The 13,196-nt window shown below is 65.4% G+C and carries 13 protein-coding genes; all 13 read right to left on the reverse strand.

Annotated elements, in window-relative coordinates:
• Positions 1 to 76: 76 nt before the first annotated feature.
• Complete coding sequence (dxs, locus tag DU478_RS01875; RefSeq protein WP_114509222.1) at positions 77 to 2,002, reverse strand: 1-deoxy-D-xylulose-5-phosphate synthase; 1,926 nt, start codon at positions 2,000 to 2,002, stop codon at positions 77 to 79.
• Positions 2,003 to 2,189: 187 nt separating this feature from the next.
• On the reverse strand, positions 2,190 to 3,305 hold the full coding sequence (gene pufC / locus DU478_RS01880; RefSeq protein WP_114509223.1) for a photosynthetic reaction center cytochrome PufC: 1,116 nt from the start codon (positions 3,303 to 3,305) through the stop codon (positions 2,190 to 2,192).
• A 1-nt stretch (position 3,306) separates the two neighbouring features.
• Positions 3,307 to 4,293 carry a photosynthetic reaction center subunit M gene (pufM, locus tag DU478_RS01885; protein WP_114509224.1) on the reverse strand — a complete coding sequence of 329 codons (987 nt, stop codon included), beginning with the start codon at positions 4,291 to 4,293 and terminating at the stop codon, positions 3,307 to 3,309.
• Between the two features lie 3 nt (positions 4,294 to 4,296).
• Positions 4,297 to 5,136 carry a photosynthetic reaction center subunit L gene (pufL, locus tag DU478_RS01890; RefSeq protein ID WP_114509225.1) on the reverse strand — a complete coding sequence of 280 codons (840 nt, stop codon included), beginning with the start codon at positions 5,134 to 5,136 and terminating at the stop codon, positions 4,297 to 4,299.
• 155 nt (positions 5,137 to 5,291) lie between these two features.
• Positions 5,292 to 5,447: a light-harvesting antenna LH1, alpha subunit gene (pufA, locus tag DU478_RS01895; RefSeq protein WP_114509226.1), complete on the reverse strand. Its 156-nt coding sequence runs from the start codon at positions 5,445 to 5,447 to the stop codon at positions 5,292 to 5,294.
• A gap of 14 nt (positions 5,448 to 5,461) precedes the next feature.
• Complete coding sequence (pufB, locus tag DU478_RS01900; RefSeq protein WP_114509227.1) at positions 5,462 to 5,611, reverse strand: light-harvesting antenna LH1, beta subunit; 150 nt, start codon at positions 5,609 to 5,611, stop codon at positions 5,462 to 5,464.
• 127 nt (positions 5,612 to 5,738) lie between these two features.
• On the reverse strand, positions 5,739 to 5,969 hold the full coding sequence (pufQ, locus tag DU478_RS01905) for a cytochrome PufQ (RefSeq protein ID WP_114509228.1): 231 nt from the start codon (positions 5,967 to 5,969) through the stop codon (positions 5,739 to 5,741).
• On the reverse strand, positions 5,966 to 7,429 hold the full coding sequence (bchZ, locus tag DU478_RS01910; RefSeq protein WP_114509229.1) for a chlorophyllide a reductase subunit Z: 1,464 nt from the start codon (positions 7,427 to 7,429) through the stop codon (positions 5,966 to 5,968). Before bchZ ends, pufQ begins: the two co-directional genes overlap by 4 nt.
• Positions 7,423 to 9,000 (reverse strand): chlorophyllide a reductase subunit Y, encoded by a 1,578-nt coding sequence (gene bchY / locus DU478_RS01915; RefSeq protein WP_114509230.1) that lies wholly within the window; start codon positions 8,998 to 9,000, stop codon positions 7,423 to 7,425. Before bchY ends, bchZ begins: the two co-directional genes overlap by 7 nt.
• A gap of 74 nt (positions 9,001 to 9,074) precedes the next feature.
• Positions 9,075 to 10,076, reverse strand: coding sequence for a chlorophyllide a reductase iron protein subunit X (locus DU478_RS01920; protein ID WP_114509231.1), 1,002 nt, complete (start codon positions 10,074 to 10,076; stop codon positions 9,075 to 9,077).
• A complete protein-coding gene (gene bchC, locus DU478_RS01925) occupies positions 10,073 to 11,014 on the reverse strand; it encodes a chlorophyll synthesis pathway protein BchC (protein WP_114509232.1) in 942 nt (313 codons plus the stop codon). The genes DU478_RS01920 and bchC overlap by 4 nt, the downstream gene beginning before the upstream one ends.
• 125 nt (positions 11,015 to 11,139) lie before the next feature.
• Positions 11,140 to 12,291: a methyltransferase gene (locus DU478_RS01930; protein ID WP_114509233.1), complete on the reverse strand. Its 1,152-nt coding sequence runs from the start codon at positions 12,289 to 12,291 to the stop codon at positions 11,140 to 11,142.
• A gap of 4 nt (positions 12,292 to 12,295) precedes the next feature.
• The gene (locus DU478_RS01935) at positions 12,296 to 13,168 is read right to left on the reverse strand and encodes a polyprenyl synthetase family protein (protein WP_114509234.1); all 873 of its coding nucleotides are present in this window, start codon (positions 13,166 to 13,168) and stop codon (positions 12,296 to 12,298) included.
• Positions 13,169 to 13,196 lie beyond the last annotated feature (28 nt).

A 13,196-nucleotide genomic window follows, 5' to 3' on the forward strand; every position in this document is an offset into this window, starting at 1 on the left:
TCCGGTCCCGGCGCCCTGCCCTTCTCCGGTTTTCAATAACTCTCGGGGGTCCGGGGGCAGAGCCCCCGGAAAGCTCTCATCCCATCCGCAACGGCACGACCTTCTGCTCGCGCCCCAGCGCCTGCAGCGCCACAGCGGCGATATCCTGCCGTGTCAGACCCGCATCGGCATACATCTGATCCGGGCTCGCCTGGTCGATGAAGCGGTCCGGCAGCGTCATGGTGCGGATGGCAAGCCCCCGGTCCAGCGCGCCGCGCGCCGCCAGTTCCTGCAACACATGCGCCCCGAAGCCGCCGCGGGCCCCTTGTTCGATGGTGATGAGCGCGGCGTGGTGACGGGCCAACTGCCCGATCAGTTCCATGTCCAGCGGCTTGGCGAACCGCGCATCCGCGATGGTGACGCTCAACCCCTCGGCCTCGAGCAGCCGGGCCGCTGCCTGCGCCTCGTCGAGATGCGCACCGAAGGACAACAGCGCCACATCCGCGCCTTCCTGCAGCACCCGGCCCTTGCCGATCTGCAGGACCTGGCCCCGTTCGGGCAGGGTCACGCCGGTGCCGTTGCCGCGCGGATAGCGGAAGGCGATGGGCCCCGCGTCATGGGCGGCGGCGGTTTCGACCATGTGCATCAGCTCCGCTTCGTCCGACGCGGCCATGACCGTGAAGCCCGGTAGATTGCTCAGATAGGCCACATCGAAGGCCCCCGCATGGGTCGCGCCATCGGCCCCCACCAGCCCGGCCCGGTCGATGGCAAAGCGCACCGGCAGCCCCTGCAGGGCCACGTCGTGCACCACCTGATCGTATCCACGCTGAAGGAAGGTCGAGTAGATCGCGCAGAAGGGTTTCAGTCCCGAGGCCGCCATCCCGGCGGCGAAGGTGACGCCGTGCTGTTCGGCAATGCCGACGTCGAAGACTCGCGCCGGGAACCGGTCGGCGAGGATATCGAGCCCGGTGCCCGAGGGCATGGCGGCGGTCACCGCAACGATGTTCGGATCGCGCGCCGCGGCATCGGTCAGCGCCTGGCCGAAGACCTTGGTATAGCTCGGTGCGTTGGGCTTGGATTTTGCCTGTGCGCCCGTGACAGGGTCGAATTTCGAAACGCCGTGGCCGCGGTCGGCGCTGGTCTCGGCGGGGGCAAATCCCTTGCCCTTGACCGTGCAGACGTGGATCAGCACCGGCCCGGTGGCGCGGGTCCGTGCCGCGCGCAGCACCGGCAAGAGCTGGTCCATGTCGTGACCGTTGATCGGCCCGATGTAGTCGAACCCCAGCTCTTCGAAGAGCGTACCCGACCCCGACAGGGCCCCGGTCACCAGCTGGCGGGCGCGTTTCGCGCCGTCGCGCATCGGCGCGGGAAGCGCGGATTCGAACCCTTCCGCCAGAGATTTCATCCGGGCCAGCGGTTCGTTCGCGTAAAGCCGGCTGAGGTAGGAGGACATGGCGCCCACCGGCGGAGCGATGCTCATCTCGTTGTCGTTGAGGATCACGAACATCCGCCGCCCCTCGGCGCCGGCGTTGTTCATCGCCTCGTAGGCCATGCCGGCGCTGATCGACCCGTCGCCGATCACCGCGATGGCGTCGCCGGTTGGCCGGCCCATGTCGCGCCCGACGGTAAAGCCGAGCGCCGCGGAGATCGAGGTCGAGGAATGGGCGGCGCCGAAGGGATCGTATTCGCTTTCGCTGCGCTTGGTGAAGCCCGACAGGCCGTCCTTCTGGCGCAGGGTGCGGATGCGGTCGCGGCGGCCGGTGAGGATCTTGTGCGGGTAGCACTGGTGGCCCACGTCCCAGACAAGCTTGTCCATCGGCGTGTTGAACACCGCGTGGATCGCCACGGCGAGTTCCACCACGCCCAGCGACGACCCGAGATGCCCGCCGGTTTCCGACACCGCCGAGATCACCTCGGTCCGCAATTCGTCGGCAAGGGTCGCGAGTGTGCGATCGTCCATCCGGCGCAGATCGGCGGGACCGGCGACGCGGTCGAGGGTCGGGGTTTGCGGTGTCGTGGTCATGTGGAGCCTCCATCAAAGGGGAGATTTGGCGCCACGTTCATAAGCGGGGTGCCCTGAACGTGGCGCCGGTCTCCTGTAGCCAACAGGAAGGGAACCGGGATCATGCGATCCCGACATCCGCTGCACGATTTTGGGAACAACGCAGCGGATCCGGCGAGGGTGGGGGCAGACAGACCGCCCCGACCGGTCATTCGTAAACGGGCGCGCCCGTCGTTGCGAGTTCGGGATAGTTTCCGATCACGTTGGTGCCCTGCAACGGCTGCTGGTAGCCCTTGTGGCAGGTCCGGCAGGCGGCCTTGGGCGCGTCGGCAAAGACCGGACCCAGCCGTTCCGGCGGATAGACGTCCTGCAGCGGCACGAGGTATTCGGTGTTCATCTCGACCACCATGTCGATGCCAAGCAGTTCGGTCGCCCATTGCGGCGTCACCTGGCCCGCGTCGTAGAAGGCGCGGCTGTTGTGACAGAAGACGCAGTTCACACCCAGCGAGTTGCTGACGTAGTTCATCAGCGAGAAGGTGCGTTCGGCATCCTGCCAGGCCGGGTAGTCGACCGCGGTCGGCTTGACGTCAACATGCGCCTCGAGGTCGTGCACCTTGATCGACTCGCCGTTCAGCAGGTAGGCCTCGAGCGCGTCGGAGGGCAGCGAGGTGTAGGAGCTTTGCACCGTCACCTTGTTCTGCACGCCGCCCCAGCCGGTCATCGGCGCGCTAACTTCACCCAGCTTGAACCAGATGTCAGACGGCACGTTCTCGCCACGGTGGCAGGTGTAACAGGTCACACCGACTTCCTTGTTGGCGTTGACGTGCCCGGCCCAGGCCTCGTTGAGGTTCTGGGTCATCTGGATCATCCGGCGCGACACGACCTTTGTATAAAGATCGTCGTTGCCGTATTCCTCGATGCCCACGTCGCCGTGGCAATAGGCGCAGCCCTGTTCGGGGGCGACCCACTGGGTGATGGCGGCCATCACCCGGTTGAAGTTGTCCTCGGTCAGGTCACCCAGCACCTGCACGTTCTCGTAGGCTTCGCTGGCGAGGGTCTCGCCGCCTTCGGGAACATAGGGTTCTTCGGTATACATCGCCTCGATCGTGGGATCGGGGGTGGCGAGGTCGACCTTGAACTCGGGCACCGACATCCCGATGCCGCGCGGGCCGGTCTGCAGGCTGTCGGTGGCGTAGGGCTGACCGAAGCTGATCAGACCCACCACCACGATCACGGCCGCGCCACAGGCCCCCACCAGGATCGCAGGACCGTAGATGTCGGTCTTGTTCTCCGAGTTCCACTTGTTGAACCATTGGGGAAGCATATCAGTTCTCCTGTCCAATGAAGGCTTCATAGGAGCCGTATGCATCGTAGCCGTAGCTGCCGTCATACATCGGAGCGAAGTGATGCTCCTGGGCCCAGATGAACCAGTTGTCCACGACCGTGCCGGTCAGCAGGATGCCGATACCGCCCGTGATCGGGGTCAGTACCGCAAACCACCACGCCCAGCGGTGAATGCCTTCCATCGTGGCGTTGAAGCCCATGGTCCAGCGCCAGAACAGGGCCGCACGTTCCGAGGCGGTGCCGCGGTCGACGATCTGCTCGAGCTCGCGGTCGCCACCGTAGCGGGTCACGGCGAGGATCGTCGCACCGTGCATCGCGAAGAGCAGGACGGAGCCATAAAGGAAGACGATCGAGAGGCAGTGGAACGGGTTGTAGTAGAGGTTGCCGTAGCGGATGGAAAACGCCGTGGTCCAGTCGAGGTGCGGGAAGATCCCGTAGGGCACCGCCTCGGACCAGGATCCCATCAGGATCGGCCGGAAGAGACCCAGCACCAGGAACAGCCAGACCGCAGAGGCGAAGGCCCAGAAGACGTGCTTGCCCATCTTGTGCTCTGCCGCCAGCAGGTAGCTGCGCAGGAGCCAGGTCATCACCGACACCAGCAGGAAGAAGCTGGCGATGATGTACCAGCCGCCGTCATAGAGCGGCGGGATGGTCAGCCCGTATTCGGGGCTGGGCGGCTCCAGCGCCAGCCAGAAACCCTGGCGCAGGAACTCCGGCAGCGACCAGTCGACCTGGGCCAGCATGTTGATGCCGATGATGTTGAGCGCAAGAATGCCGGTGAGGATCGAGATAAGCCCTGTCCATCCCAGGTACACCGGGCCCAGCTGCGCGTTGCCGATCCAGCCGGCGAGGGTGGAGAACCGCGCCCAGGTGCCACGCTCGCGCTTGGCATTGCCGCTGTCGTCCATGCCCCATTCCGGGGCGCCCTGCACCTGGACCTGCGTGAATATGTTCTGATATTCGATCATGTCTTACATCCCCACGTTCGTGCCCCAGAGCGGAAGCTCCAGCCACCAGTTCCACCATTCCGGCCAGCCCTTGGTCCAGACCGGGCCCGAGATGATGATGCAGACCGCCGAGAAGAAGACGGCGTTGATTGCGAGCAGGAAGCCCAGGCGGTGAATGCCCAGCGTCCCGATGGAATAGCCGATGAAATCGCGGAAGAACGTATCCTCGTGATCCGGCGTCTTCATCTCCTCGCCCTTTTCGGGATTGGCCGCGCTCAGGATCAGACCGCCATGCAGCGCCAGCGCCAGGGTGGTGGTGAAGAAAAGCGTCACCGCCAGCATGTGGGCCGGGTTGTAATGGAAGTGCAGATAGGCGTAGCCGGTGTTGCTGACCCAGTCGAGGTGGCTGAAAATGCCGTAGGGAAAGCCATGCCCCCAGGCGCCCATCAGTAGCGGGCGGAAGATCACCAGCGTGACGTAGGCCAGGATCGCGAAGGCAAAGGCGAAGGGTACGTGATACCCGATGCCCAGCTTGCGGCAGATCTCGACCTCGCGCAGCGCCCACGAGATGAACGCGCCGGTGGCACAGATCGTGATGATCTGCCAAAGGCCGCCCTCCATCAGCGGGGCCGCACCCAGACCATAGCTCAGGTCAGGCGGCGCGATATTGATGAGCCAGGGATTGAATGTGCCCTGATGAGCCGCGCCCCAGAAGATGAGGATGGTTCCCAACAAGGCGAAGAAGGCGGTCGTGACTCCGAAGAAGCCCACGAAAAAGGGCCCAACCCAGAAGTCGAACAGATCGCCGCCGATCAGCGTCCCTCCGCGGACGCGATATTTTTTCTCGAAGCTGAGCAAGGCCATCTTCTTGATCTCCGCGTTTGGCGGTGCGTCCTGTCGAGACAGCGACCGTCATTTCAATTACTTTTGCTTGGTTTGCCGCGGGCAACCGGCGAATGCCGTCAGCTGCCCGCAGCGATGCTCTTGGGTCATGTCGAACCTCCCCTTGCAGGGTCGGTTTACATGCCTGCTGATGCGGCGGTTTCGAACCAGTTCACACCATTGGCGAGCACGACCATGTGGATCATTGCTGCCAGCAGGAAGAGAAAGACACCCTGTGCCACGAACACGCGGCGGGGGTCGAAGACGAGCCAGATCTTGTAGAACTTTGCCATTTTCTATCTCTCCCTCAGAACCACGGACGCCAGATGAAGGTCGCAAGGTGTGCGACCACTGCAACCGCCGAGAACAGCCAAAGGCCGCTCATGTAGACGGAATGCAGCTCCTGGGCCTGCTCGTCGGTAAGACCTGTGAAGGACAGGTCGGAATTATCAGCCATGAACTTTCCTCCGGAATGTTATTGCTGACGCCGCAACCCCTGCGGCTGGGTCCTTCGGAGGCGCGCCCCCTCGGGCCTGTCTGCGCGGGGGTCGCCCCCCGAACAGTCAGTTTCGGATTCCAGGCGGTCAGGCCTGGAAAATGAGCGGTGTGATCCGGTCGGCTTCGGCCCAGGCCCGGGCCAGCGGGCCGTGCAGGTTGAGCGTCTGCTTCTGGAACACCTCCAGCGCCCAGAACGCCGTGGCGAAGGGGATCGCCACGAGGAAGATGAGCGTGAAGTAGAAAAGGAATTCGGTGCCGCGCTTCTGCGTGGTCCGGTGGCCACTGGTGCGCGGCCCGTTCGAGGTAAAGTCCGTCATGATGTCGGTCCTCCTGTTGACGTCGAAAGCTGGCGAACGGTTTCGATCACGACCCGTTCGTCCCCTTGTTTCAGTGCCGCCGCCTCTGCTGCGTCGCGCAGGTTCTTGGCGGCTGAAATCCTGGTCAGCACCGGATGGGTGGCGACGATGCGATCCAGCTCGGCCTGGGCATCCGCGTCCCACGGGAAATCCCGGCGCAGCGGCGTGAGCGTGGCGTCGGTCTTGTCCATTTCCGTGCCCAGCGGCAGGATGTGGAACAGCGCATCGAACAGCCCGTTGCACACCTCTTGCAGCAGGTAGGTGGCACCCGCGTAGCCCATCATCGGCGTGCCGGTATGCCGCCGGATCGCGGCGCCCGGAAAGCTGGCCGGGATGAACGTCGGCTGCGGCCCGTGGCCCGCCTTCATCTCGGCGAGGTACATCTTTTCGTTGATCGACCCCATGACGACGAGCGGGCGTTTGCTGTGCAGCATGGCCCGGACCTCTTCGTTGTTGGTCTTCTTTCCGGCGGTCCGCGCGACGGCGAAGGCGCAGGGCAGACCAAGGTCGTTCTCGAGGTAGTTGCGGATGCCGCGCGCGTAGGTCTCGTTTGCAACGATGGCGAAATTCGCGGTGGCGAAGAAATCCTGAGTCACCGACCGCCAAAGGTCCCAGACCGGCTTCAGCGTCGAATGTTTCTCGCGCTGGATGAACGGCTCGGGATCGAGGTCCAACATCTCGCCCAAGGTGCGCAGGAACTTGGTCGTGCTCTCCACCCCGATGGGCGCTTGCAGGTACGGCTTGCCCAGGCATTCGCAAAGGCCGCGGCCGAATTCGCGGTACATGCAGATGTTGACGTCGGCATTCACCAGGTTGCGCATCTCGGCCAGGTGCGCGCCCAGCGGCATCACCATGTTGACCTCGGCGCCGATGCCCTCGACCAGCCTGCGGATCTCGGCGAGGTCCGAGGGCATGTTGAACGTGCCGTACATCGGGCCAAGGATATTGACGCGGGGGGCGGCGCCCTCTTCGCGCTTCTTTTCGGGCGGCATCCGGCCCTTGGTCATGCCGAATTCGGTAAAGATCCAGGTCATCGCGCGGTCGGCGCTCTGCCACTGGTCCTCGTCGATGGTTCGCGGCAGGAAGCGCTGGATGTTGGTGCCCTGCGGCGTGACGCCCCCGCCGATCATCTCGGCAATGGACCCGGTGACGACCACCGCGGGCAGCGCCGGGTCGAGCACTTTCCACGCCCGCTCCATCGCCTCTTCGGTCCCCTTGCCCATCTCGTCCTCAGCAAGGCCGGTGACGACGATGGGCAATTCATGCGGGGGGAGCGCGTCGGTATAGTGCAGCACAGAGGTGACCGGCAGGTTCTCGCAGCCGACGGGGCCGTCGATCACCACCTGCAATCCCTTGACGGCGCAGAAGGCATAGACCGCCCCCCAGTATCCGCCCGCGCGATCGTGGTCCTGGATCAGCATTTCACACCCCCGTTGGCCGCGACCCGGGCCTTTTCGGCGCGTTCGAGCTTCTTGAGGTTCTGGGCGCGGAAATCGGGGCGCAGGTTCGGTGCACCTTCCCAGACGCCGGCGGTGTCACCTGTGCCGACGCCCTCGAAAAAGGCCTTCATCTTGCCCATCCGCTCTTTCCCGGCGATGGCGGCGTTGATGACTTCGGCCAGCGACCCGGCCCCCGCCGGTCCCATCAGGGGCCGCGCGGAAATGAGGTTGGTGTAGTAGAGCGCCGGAATGCCCAGCTGCTTGGCCTTCTGCACCACCGGCGTCGTGCCGATGGCGAGGTCCGGCTGTACCGCTTCCATCGCGGCGCAATCGTCTTCCAGCGAGGCCCGGTACTTGACCTTGATGCCCTTCGCCTCGAGCCAGGCGGCATCGTCGGCGGACCAGGGCGACTTCGCGCAGGCCGTGCCGACATAGCGCAGATCCGCGCCGCTTTCGACCAGCAGCCGCGCCACCAGGAGCTCGGAACCCTCGTAGCCCGAGAGGGTGATCGTGCCGTTGATCGGCGCATTGGCCAGCGCACCCTTGATCGCGGGCAGAAACGCGTTCTGCGCCGCCGCCACCTGCTCTTTCGAGATGCCAAAGGCTTCGCCGATAGCCGCGAGCCAGGCCGCGGTGCCGTCATGTCCCACGGGAGCCGATCCGACAATGGTCCGCCCGGCAGCTTCGAATTCGCGCACGGCAGCGGTGTAGAAGGGATGGATTGCCGCCACTGCGCCGCAATCGAGCGCCGCATAAAGCTCGCGCCACTCGCGGCACGGCACGACCGGACCAGCGGCCAGGCCCAGGGGCGCCAGCATCGCGCCGATCATCATCGGATCGGCCGGGAACATCTCGCCCAGCAGGCTCACGGTCGGGCGGTCGGACTGGCCGTTTTCGGGACGCGCCACCGGCCCGGCCTCGATCTCTTTCCGGGCGTAATTCAGCATCGCCCCGGCCAGCACGTCCTTGGCCTCGGCATGGGTCGGCACGCCGAACCCCGGCACGTCGATCCCGACGATGCGCACGCCGTTGATTTCCTCGGGCAGCAATCGCAGCGGCACGCCGCTGGCGGTCGGAACGCACAGGTTGGTGACCACGATGGCGTCGAACCGATCCGGGTCGGCCATCTCGTGCACGGACTCGCGGATGTCCTCGAAGAGCTTGCCGGTCACCAGCGTTTCGGAATTGAACGGCACATAGCCCACCGACCGGCGCGCGCCGTAGAAATGCGACACGAAGGTCAGGCCATAGACGCAGCAGGCGGATCCCGAGAGCACCGTCGCCACCCGTTTCATCCGCAGGCCGACGCGCAGGCTGCCGAAGGCCGGGCACATGCTCTGCGGCTTGTCATGCGGGCCTTGCGGGTAATCGGCGGCAAACTTGTCCAGCATCTCGGCATTGCCGGCGAGGCGCGCGGCCTTCTGCATCTCCGCCCCGGAATGGCAGCCCAGACCGTCGGCGGACATGGCATCCTGCGGCACCTCCGCATCGCGCGGATGGCCCTGGGTCACTTCTGCCTGAGCGGCGGCGTCGTATGTCACTTCATCAGTCAAGTCGGTCCTGTCTTCTTCTCTGGTTCAAAATAACCCTCGGGGGTGCGGGGGCTGGCCCCCGCTCCGGCGTTCCCTCAGGCGTCGTCGTAGACCACCTCAAGAGAGGCTTTCGGCTTGGCATGCTTGCCGCGCATGTCGGCATCGGTCGCGGGCACCAGCTGGTAATCGCCGCCGGTATCCTTGGCGTCGAAGAGACCCAGCAGCCCGTCCTGGTCCAGCGGCGTCGGCCGTACCGGCGGAGCGAGGCTCACGGCATCGGCCAGTTCGGCAAACAGGCTCCCCCAGGGGGATTTCGCCGTGCCGACGATCTGGTAGTTGGCGGATTTCTTGCGCAGGTCGTCGTCCTGCGGGATCGCGGCCAGGATGGGGATGTCGACCGCCTTGGCAAAGGCCTGCGCCTCGCCCGACAGGTCGTCCTTGTTCACGACAAGACCCGCGACGCCGACGTTGCCGCCCAGCTTGCGGAAATACTCCACGGCAGAGCAGACGTTGTTCGCGACATACAGCGACTGCAGGTCGTTTGACGCAACCAGGATCACCTTCTGCGCCATGTCCCGCGCGATCGGCAGGCCGAAGCCGCCGCAGACCACGTCGCCCAGGAAGTCCAGCAGCACGTAGTCGAAGTCCCAGTCGTGGAAGCCCAGCTTTTCCAGCAGCTCGAAGCCGTGGATGATCCCGCGCCCGCCGCAGCCGCGGCCGACTTCCGGCCCGCCAAGCTCCATGGCAAAGACGCCGCCGCGCTTGAAACAGACGTCGCCGATGGCAACCTCTTCGCCGGCGAGTTTCTTGCGAGTCGAGGTTTCGATGATCGTCGGGCACGCCTTGCCGCCGAACAGCAGCGAGGTCGTGTCGGATTTCGGGTCACAGCCGATCAGCAGAACGCGCTTGCCCTGTTCGGCCATCATGTGGCTGAGATTGGCGAGGGTGAAGGACTTGCCGATCCCGCCCTTGCCGTAGATCGCGATGATCTGGGTTTTCTTCGTGGCCTCGGTCGGGATCACGTCGGCCAGATCCTCGCCTGCTTCGTCCCGCAGGCGCTGGTCGAAATCCTTGAGGTTCGGTACATCGTCCTTCACGCGGCGTCCTTCCAGTTGAGTATCATCTTCAGGCAGGCCGGATCCTCGAAGGCGGTTCGATACGCCTCCGGGGCATCGATGGCCCGTGCGTCATGTGTGATCAGCCCCGCCAGGCTCAGCGCGCCCTGGTCGATCAGGGCCCGGGTGGCGGTCAGGTCCGCGGGCGTCCATTCGGCGGCGACGCGGAACCGCGCCTCCTTCATGAAGGCGGGCGGAAAGGCGAATTGCAGCGGCTGGGCGTAGAACCCCGCCAGCACGATCTCGCCGCCCTTGGCGATGCGGCCGATCAGGTCGTTGAGCAGCGCGCCGTTGCCCGAGGCGTCATAGACGCTTTGGTAATCGCGGCGCGTGTCGGTTTCGGGGTCGATGACGTCATATCCATCGGCCCCGGAGCGGCGCGCCGGGTCGATTTCCCAGACCGTCGGCGCGGGCGCACCCGCGACCAGGGTCAGCCGGGCCAGCAATCGGCCCAGGACCCCGTGTCCGACGATCAGGTCCGGCACGGTCTTGTTGAACCCGGCCATTGCATGGCGCGCCGTGGCGGCCAGCGCCAGCAAGGCACCCTGCGCGCCGAGACCCGAATCGATTCGGCACACCCGGTCGCTTCCGGTCACGATGTGGCTTGCCGCCCCGCCGAAAAGTCCGAAGGCGCCATCGTAGCAATTGGCGCCGGGAACGAAGACATGATCGCCCGGGCTGAACCCGGTCTGCGCGCCCGCCTCGATCACCTCGCCCGCGGCTTCGTAGCCGGGAACCAGCGGATACCCCATGCCGGGGAACGGCGGCATGTCACCGGACCAGAACAGCTTTTCCGTGCCGGTGGAGATGCCGGAGTGGCGCACCTCGATCACGAGATCGGTCTGCGCCGGGTCGGTCAGCGCAAGATCCGCGACCGCCAGATCCTTTGGTCCATTGAGAAGGACAGCTTTGGTTTGCATTTCGACCCTCCCCCGGTTCGAGCGCAGCGTTGGTTTACGGGGCGATTCCCCTTGTACGCGGCGGTTTGTCCTTCTGTCAGTTTAAGCTTACACACCTATGTGTCAACATAAATGGACAGTCTGGATCATGCGGAGCGGACAGTTTTGCGGGCCGTGAGGGTGGAGGTCACATAGGGCCGCGCGGGCCGTGGCGACGCGATCTGGTCAAAACCCGCAGCCTTGCACATCTCGGCGATACGACTGGCAGAGCGCACCGTTCCGGTCCGCATGGCGAGCGTATAGAAGGCGAAATAGACGTCGCCCGCCGGCTCCGGCATCGCTCCTCCCGACATCGGTTCCGAGACGATCAACCGCCCGCCGTCGGGCAGTGCGTCAAAGGTTTTGGACAACAGGGCCGAGACGGTGTCGTCCTCGTGGTCGTAAAGAACGCGAATCAGCGAAACGGCATCGGCGCCCAAGGGCAGCGGGTCGTCCCGAAAGGATCCTGCTGCCGTGATGATCCGGTCCGAAAGCCCGGCCTCAACCAGCCGTGGCCGCGCAGCGTCGACAACGTGCGGCAGGTCGAAGAGCGTCACCTTCATCCCGGGTTCCGCGCGGGCCGCGGCCGTCGCGAAGGCGCCAAAGCCGCCGCCGATATCCAGCAGGTGGCGCACGCCTGAAAGCGACACGGCCCTCAGCGTGTCCTGCGCGACCAGTCCCTGACTTTGCGCCATCAGGTCGGAATATGTGGAGGTCACGTCCGGATCGTTGGCACCCTGCGCACCGAAGACATAAGGCCAGAATTCCGCCAGCTCGGTCTCGACCTCGCCGCGCAAAAGCGCCACGGGATCGGCCATGTCTCGATACAGAACGTCGTGATGGCGGATCATCTGCTCGAGACCCGGCACACCGAGAAGTGCCGCGCCTTTCCGAGCTATGGCAAAATCTCCGCCGCGCCGGCGTTTGAGCAGGCCCAGCGCCGCACCTGCTTGCAACAGGCGGAGCATGCGGTCGGGGGTGATACCGGTGCCCTGGGCGAGCGCGCCCGTGGTCTGTGGTCCCGACATCAGACGATGCAGCACCCGCAGTTCGACCAGCGCGTACAGAACCTGCGATTTGACGAAGCCCTGCACGAGATCGAAAAGCTCTGCGCCTTCGCGGCGCGCGATACGGCGGGTGAGAATATTGCGCGCCGCCCAGCTTTGAAATCCGGGCCGGGCGATCAGTCGCGCGATCCGCGTGCCCAGGCCCGGCGCCTTGGCGCGCGGGACGGGGGGCGGATCGGCCGTCACGGTCATAGGATCAGGCCTTGGCCTGAACAGGCTCGACAACCGGGGTCAGACGTTCGGCCTGCAACCGCACCATCTCGGCCAGCTTCGCCTCTCCGGGACAGGACGGAATCGAGGCGATGGCGCCGGACAGGATGTCCTTGAGCCGCCGGATCGCACCGTCGACACCCAGCGACGCCACGGCATTGGGACGCCCGTGAAGGTCGTCCTGTCCGGCGGGCTTGCCCAGCGTTTCGATATCGTAAAGCGCATCGCGCAGGTCGTCGGCCACCTGGAACGCCTCGCCGATGCGGGCACCCAACTCGTGCCAGGGCTCGGCCTCCTGCCCGGCAGCCACGGCGCCCATCTGGGTCGCCGCGATGAAAAGCGCGCCGGTCTTGGACTGGTGATAGGCCGACAGGTCGATCCGCGCTTCGCTTTCCCACCCCTGCCCGGCGCAGATGCCGTTGGGCATCCCGGTCTGGCGGGCGAGCGTCAGCACCAGCTGCATGGCGCGATCCGGCGCATGGGGTGCGGCGCGGGCGAGCACTTCAAATGCGAGGACGATCAGCGAATCGCCGGTCAGAACAGCAAGCGGTTCGGAATAGGCGCGGTGCACCGACGGTTTACCGCGCCGCAAATCGGCATCGTCGAAACACGGCAGATCGTCATGCACGAGGCTGGCGCAGTGGATGAGCTCGAGCGCCGCGGCAGCCGCGTCTGACAGCTCCGGCCGGTCGTCGCCACAAGCCAGGGCGACCGACATGAGAATTGTCGGGCGGATGCGCGCGCCGCCGGGCGTGGTCGCATATCCCAGCGCGGTCGAAAGCTGCGACGGCGCCTTGCCGGTCTGGCCCAACGCCACCGCGCGGGCGACCGCCGCATTGATCCGCTTGTGCATATCCATGTGGTCGCTCCTTCACGCCGGGCCTGGC

This window comes from Thalassococcus profundi, assembly GCF_003344785.1.
In the GTDB taxonomy this organism is placed as follows: Bacteria; Pseudomonadota; Alphaproteobacteria; order Rhodobacterales; family Rhodobacteraceae; genus Puniceibacterium; species Puniceibacterium profundi.

Coding starts and splice junctions, on each gene's coding strand:
- dxs (WP_114509222.1), bottom strand. CDS start 2,002: ATGACCACGACACCGCAAACCCCGACCCTCGACCGCGTCGCCGGTCCC.
- pufC (WP_114509223.1), bottom strand. CDS start 3,305: ATGCTTCCCCAATGGTTCAACAAGTGGAACTCGGAGAACAAGACCGAC.
- pufM (WP_114509224.1), bottom strand. CDS start 4,293: ATGATCGAATATCAGAACATATTCACGCAGGTCCAGGTGCAGGGCGCC.
- pufL (WP_114509225.1), bottom strand. CDS start 5,136: ATGGCCTTGCTCAGCTTCGAGAAAAAATATCGCGTCCGCGGAGGGACG.
- pufA (WP_114509226.1), bottom strand. CDS start 5,447: ATGGCAAAGTTCTACAAGATCTGGCTCGTCTTCGACCCCCGCCGCGTG.
- pufB (WP_114509227.1), bottom strand. CDS start 5,611: ATGGCTGATAATTCCGACCTGTCCTTCACAGGTCTTACCGACGAGCAG.
- pufQ (WP_114509228.1), bottom strand. CDS start 5,969: ATGACGGACTTTACCTCGAACGGGCCGCGCACCAGTGGCCACCGGACC.
- bchZ (WP_114509229.1), bottom strand. CDS start 7,429: ATGCTGATCCAGGACCACGATCGCGCGGGCGGATACTGGGGGGCGGTC.
- bchC (WP_114509232.1), bottom strand. CDS start 11,014: ATGCAAACCAAAGCTGTCCTTCTCAATGGACCAAAGGATCTGGCGGTC.
- DU478_RS01930 (WP_114509233.1), bottom strand. CDS start 12,291: ATGACCGTGACGGCCGATCCGCCCCCCGTCCCGCGCGCCAAGGCGCCG.
- DU478_RS01935 (WP_114509234.1), bottom strand. CDS start 13,168: ATGGATATGCACAAGCGGATCAATGCGGCGGTCGCCCGCGCGGTGGCG.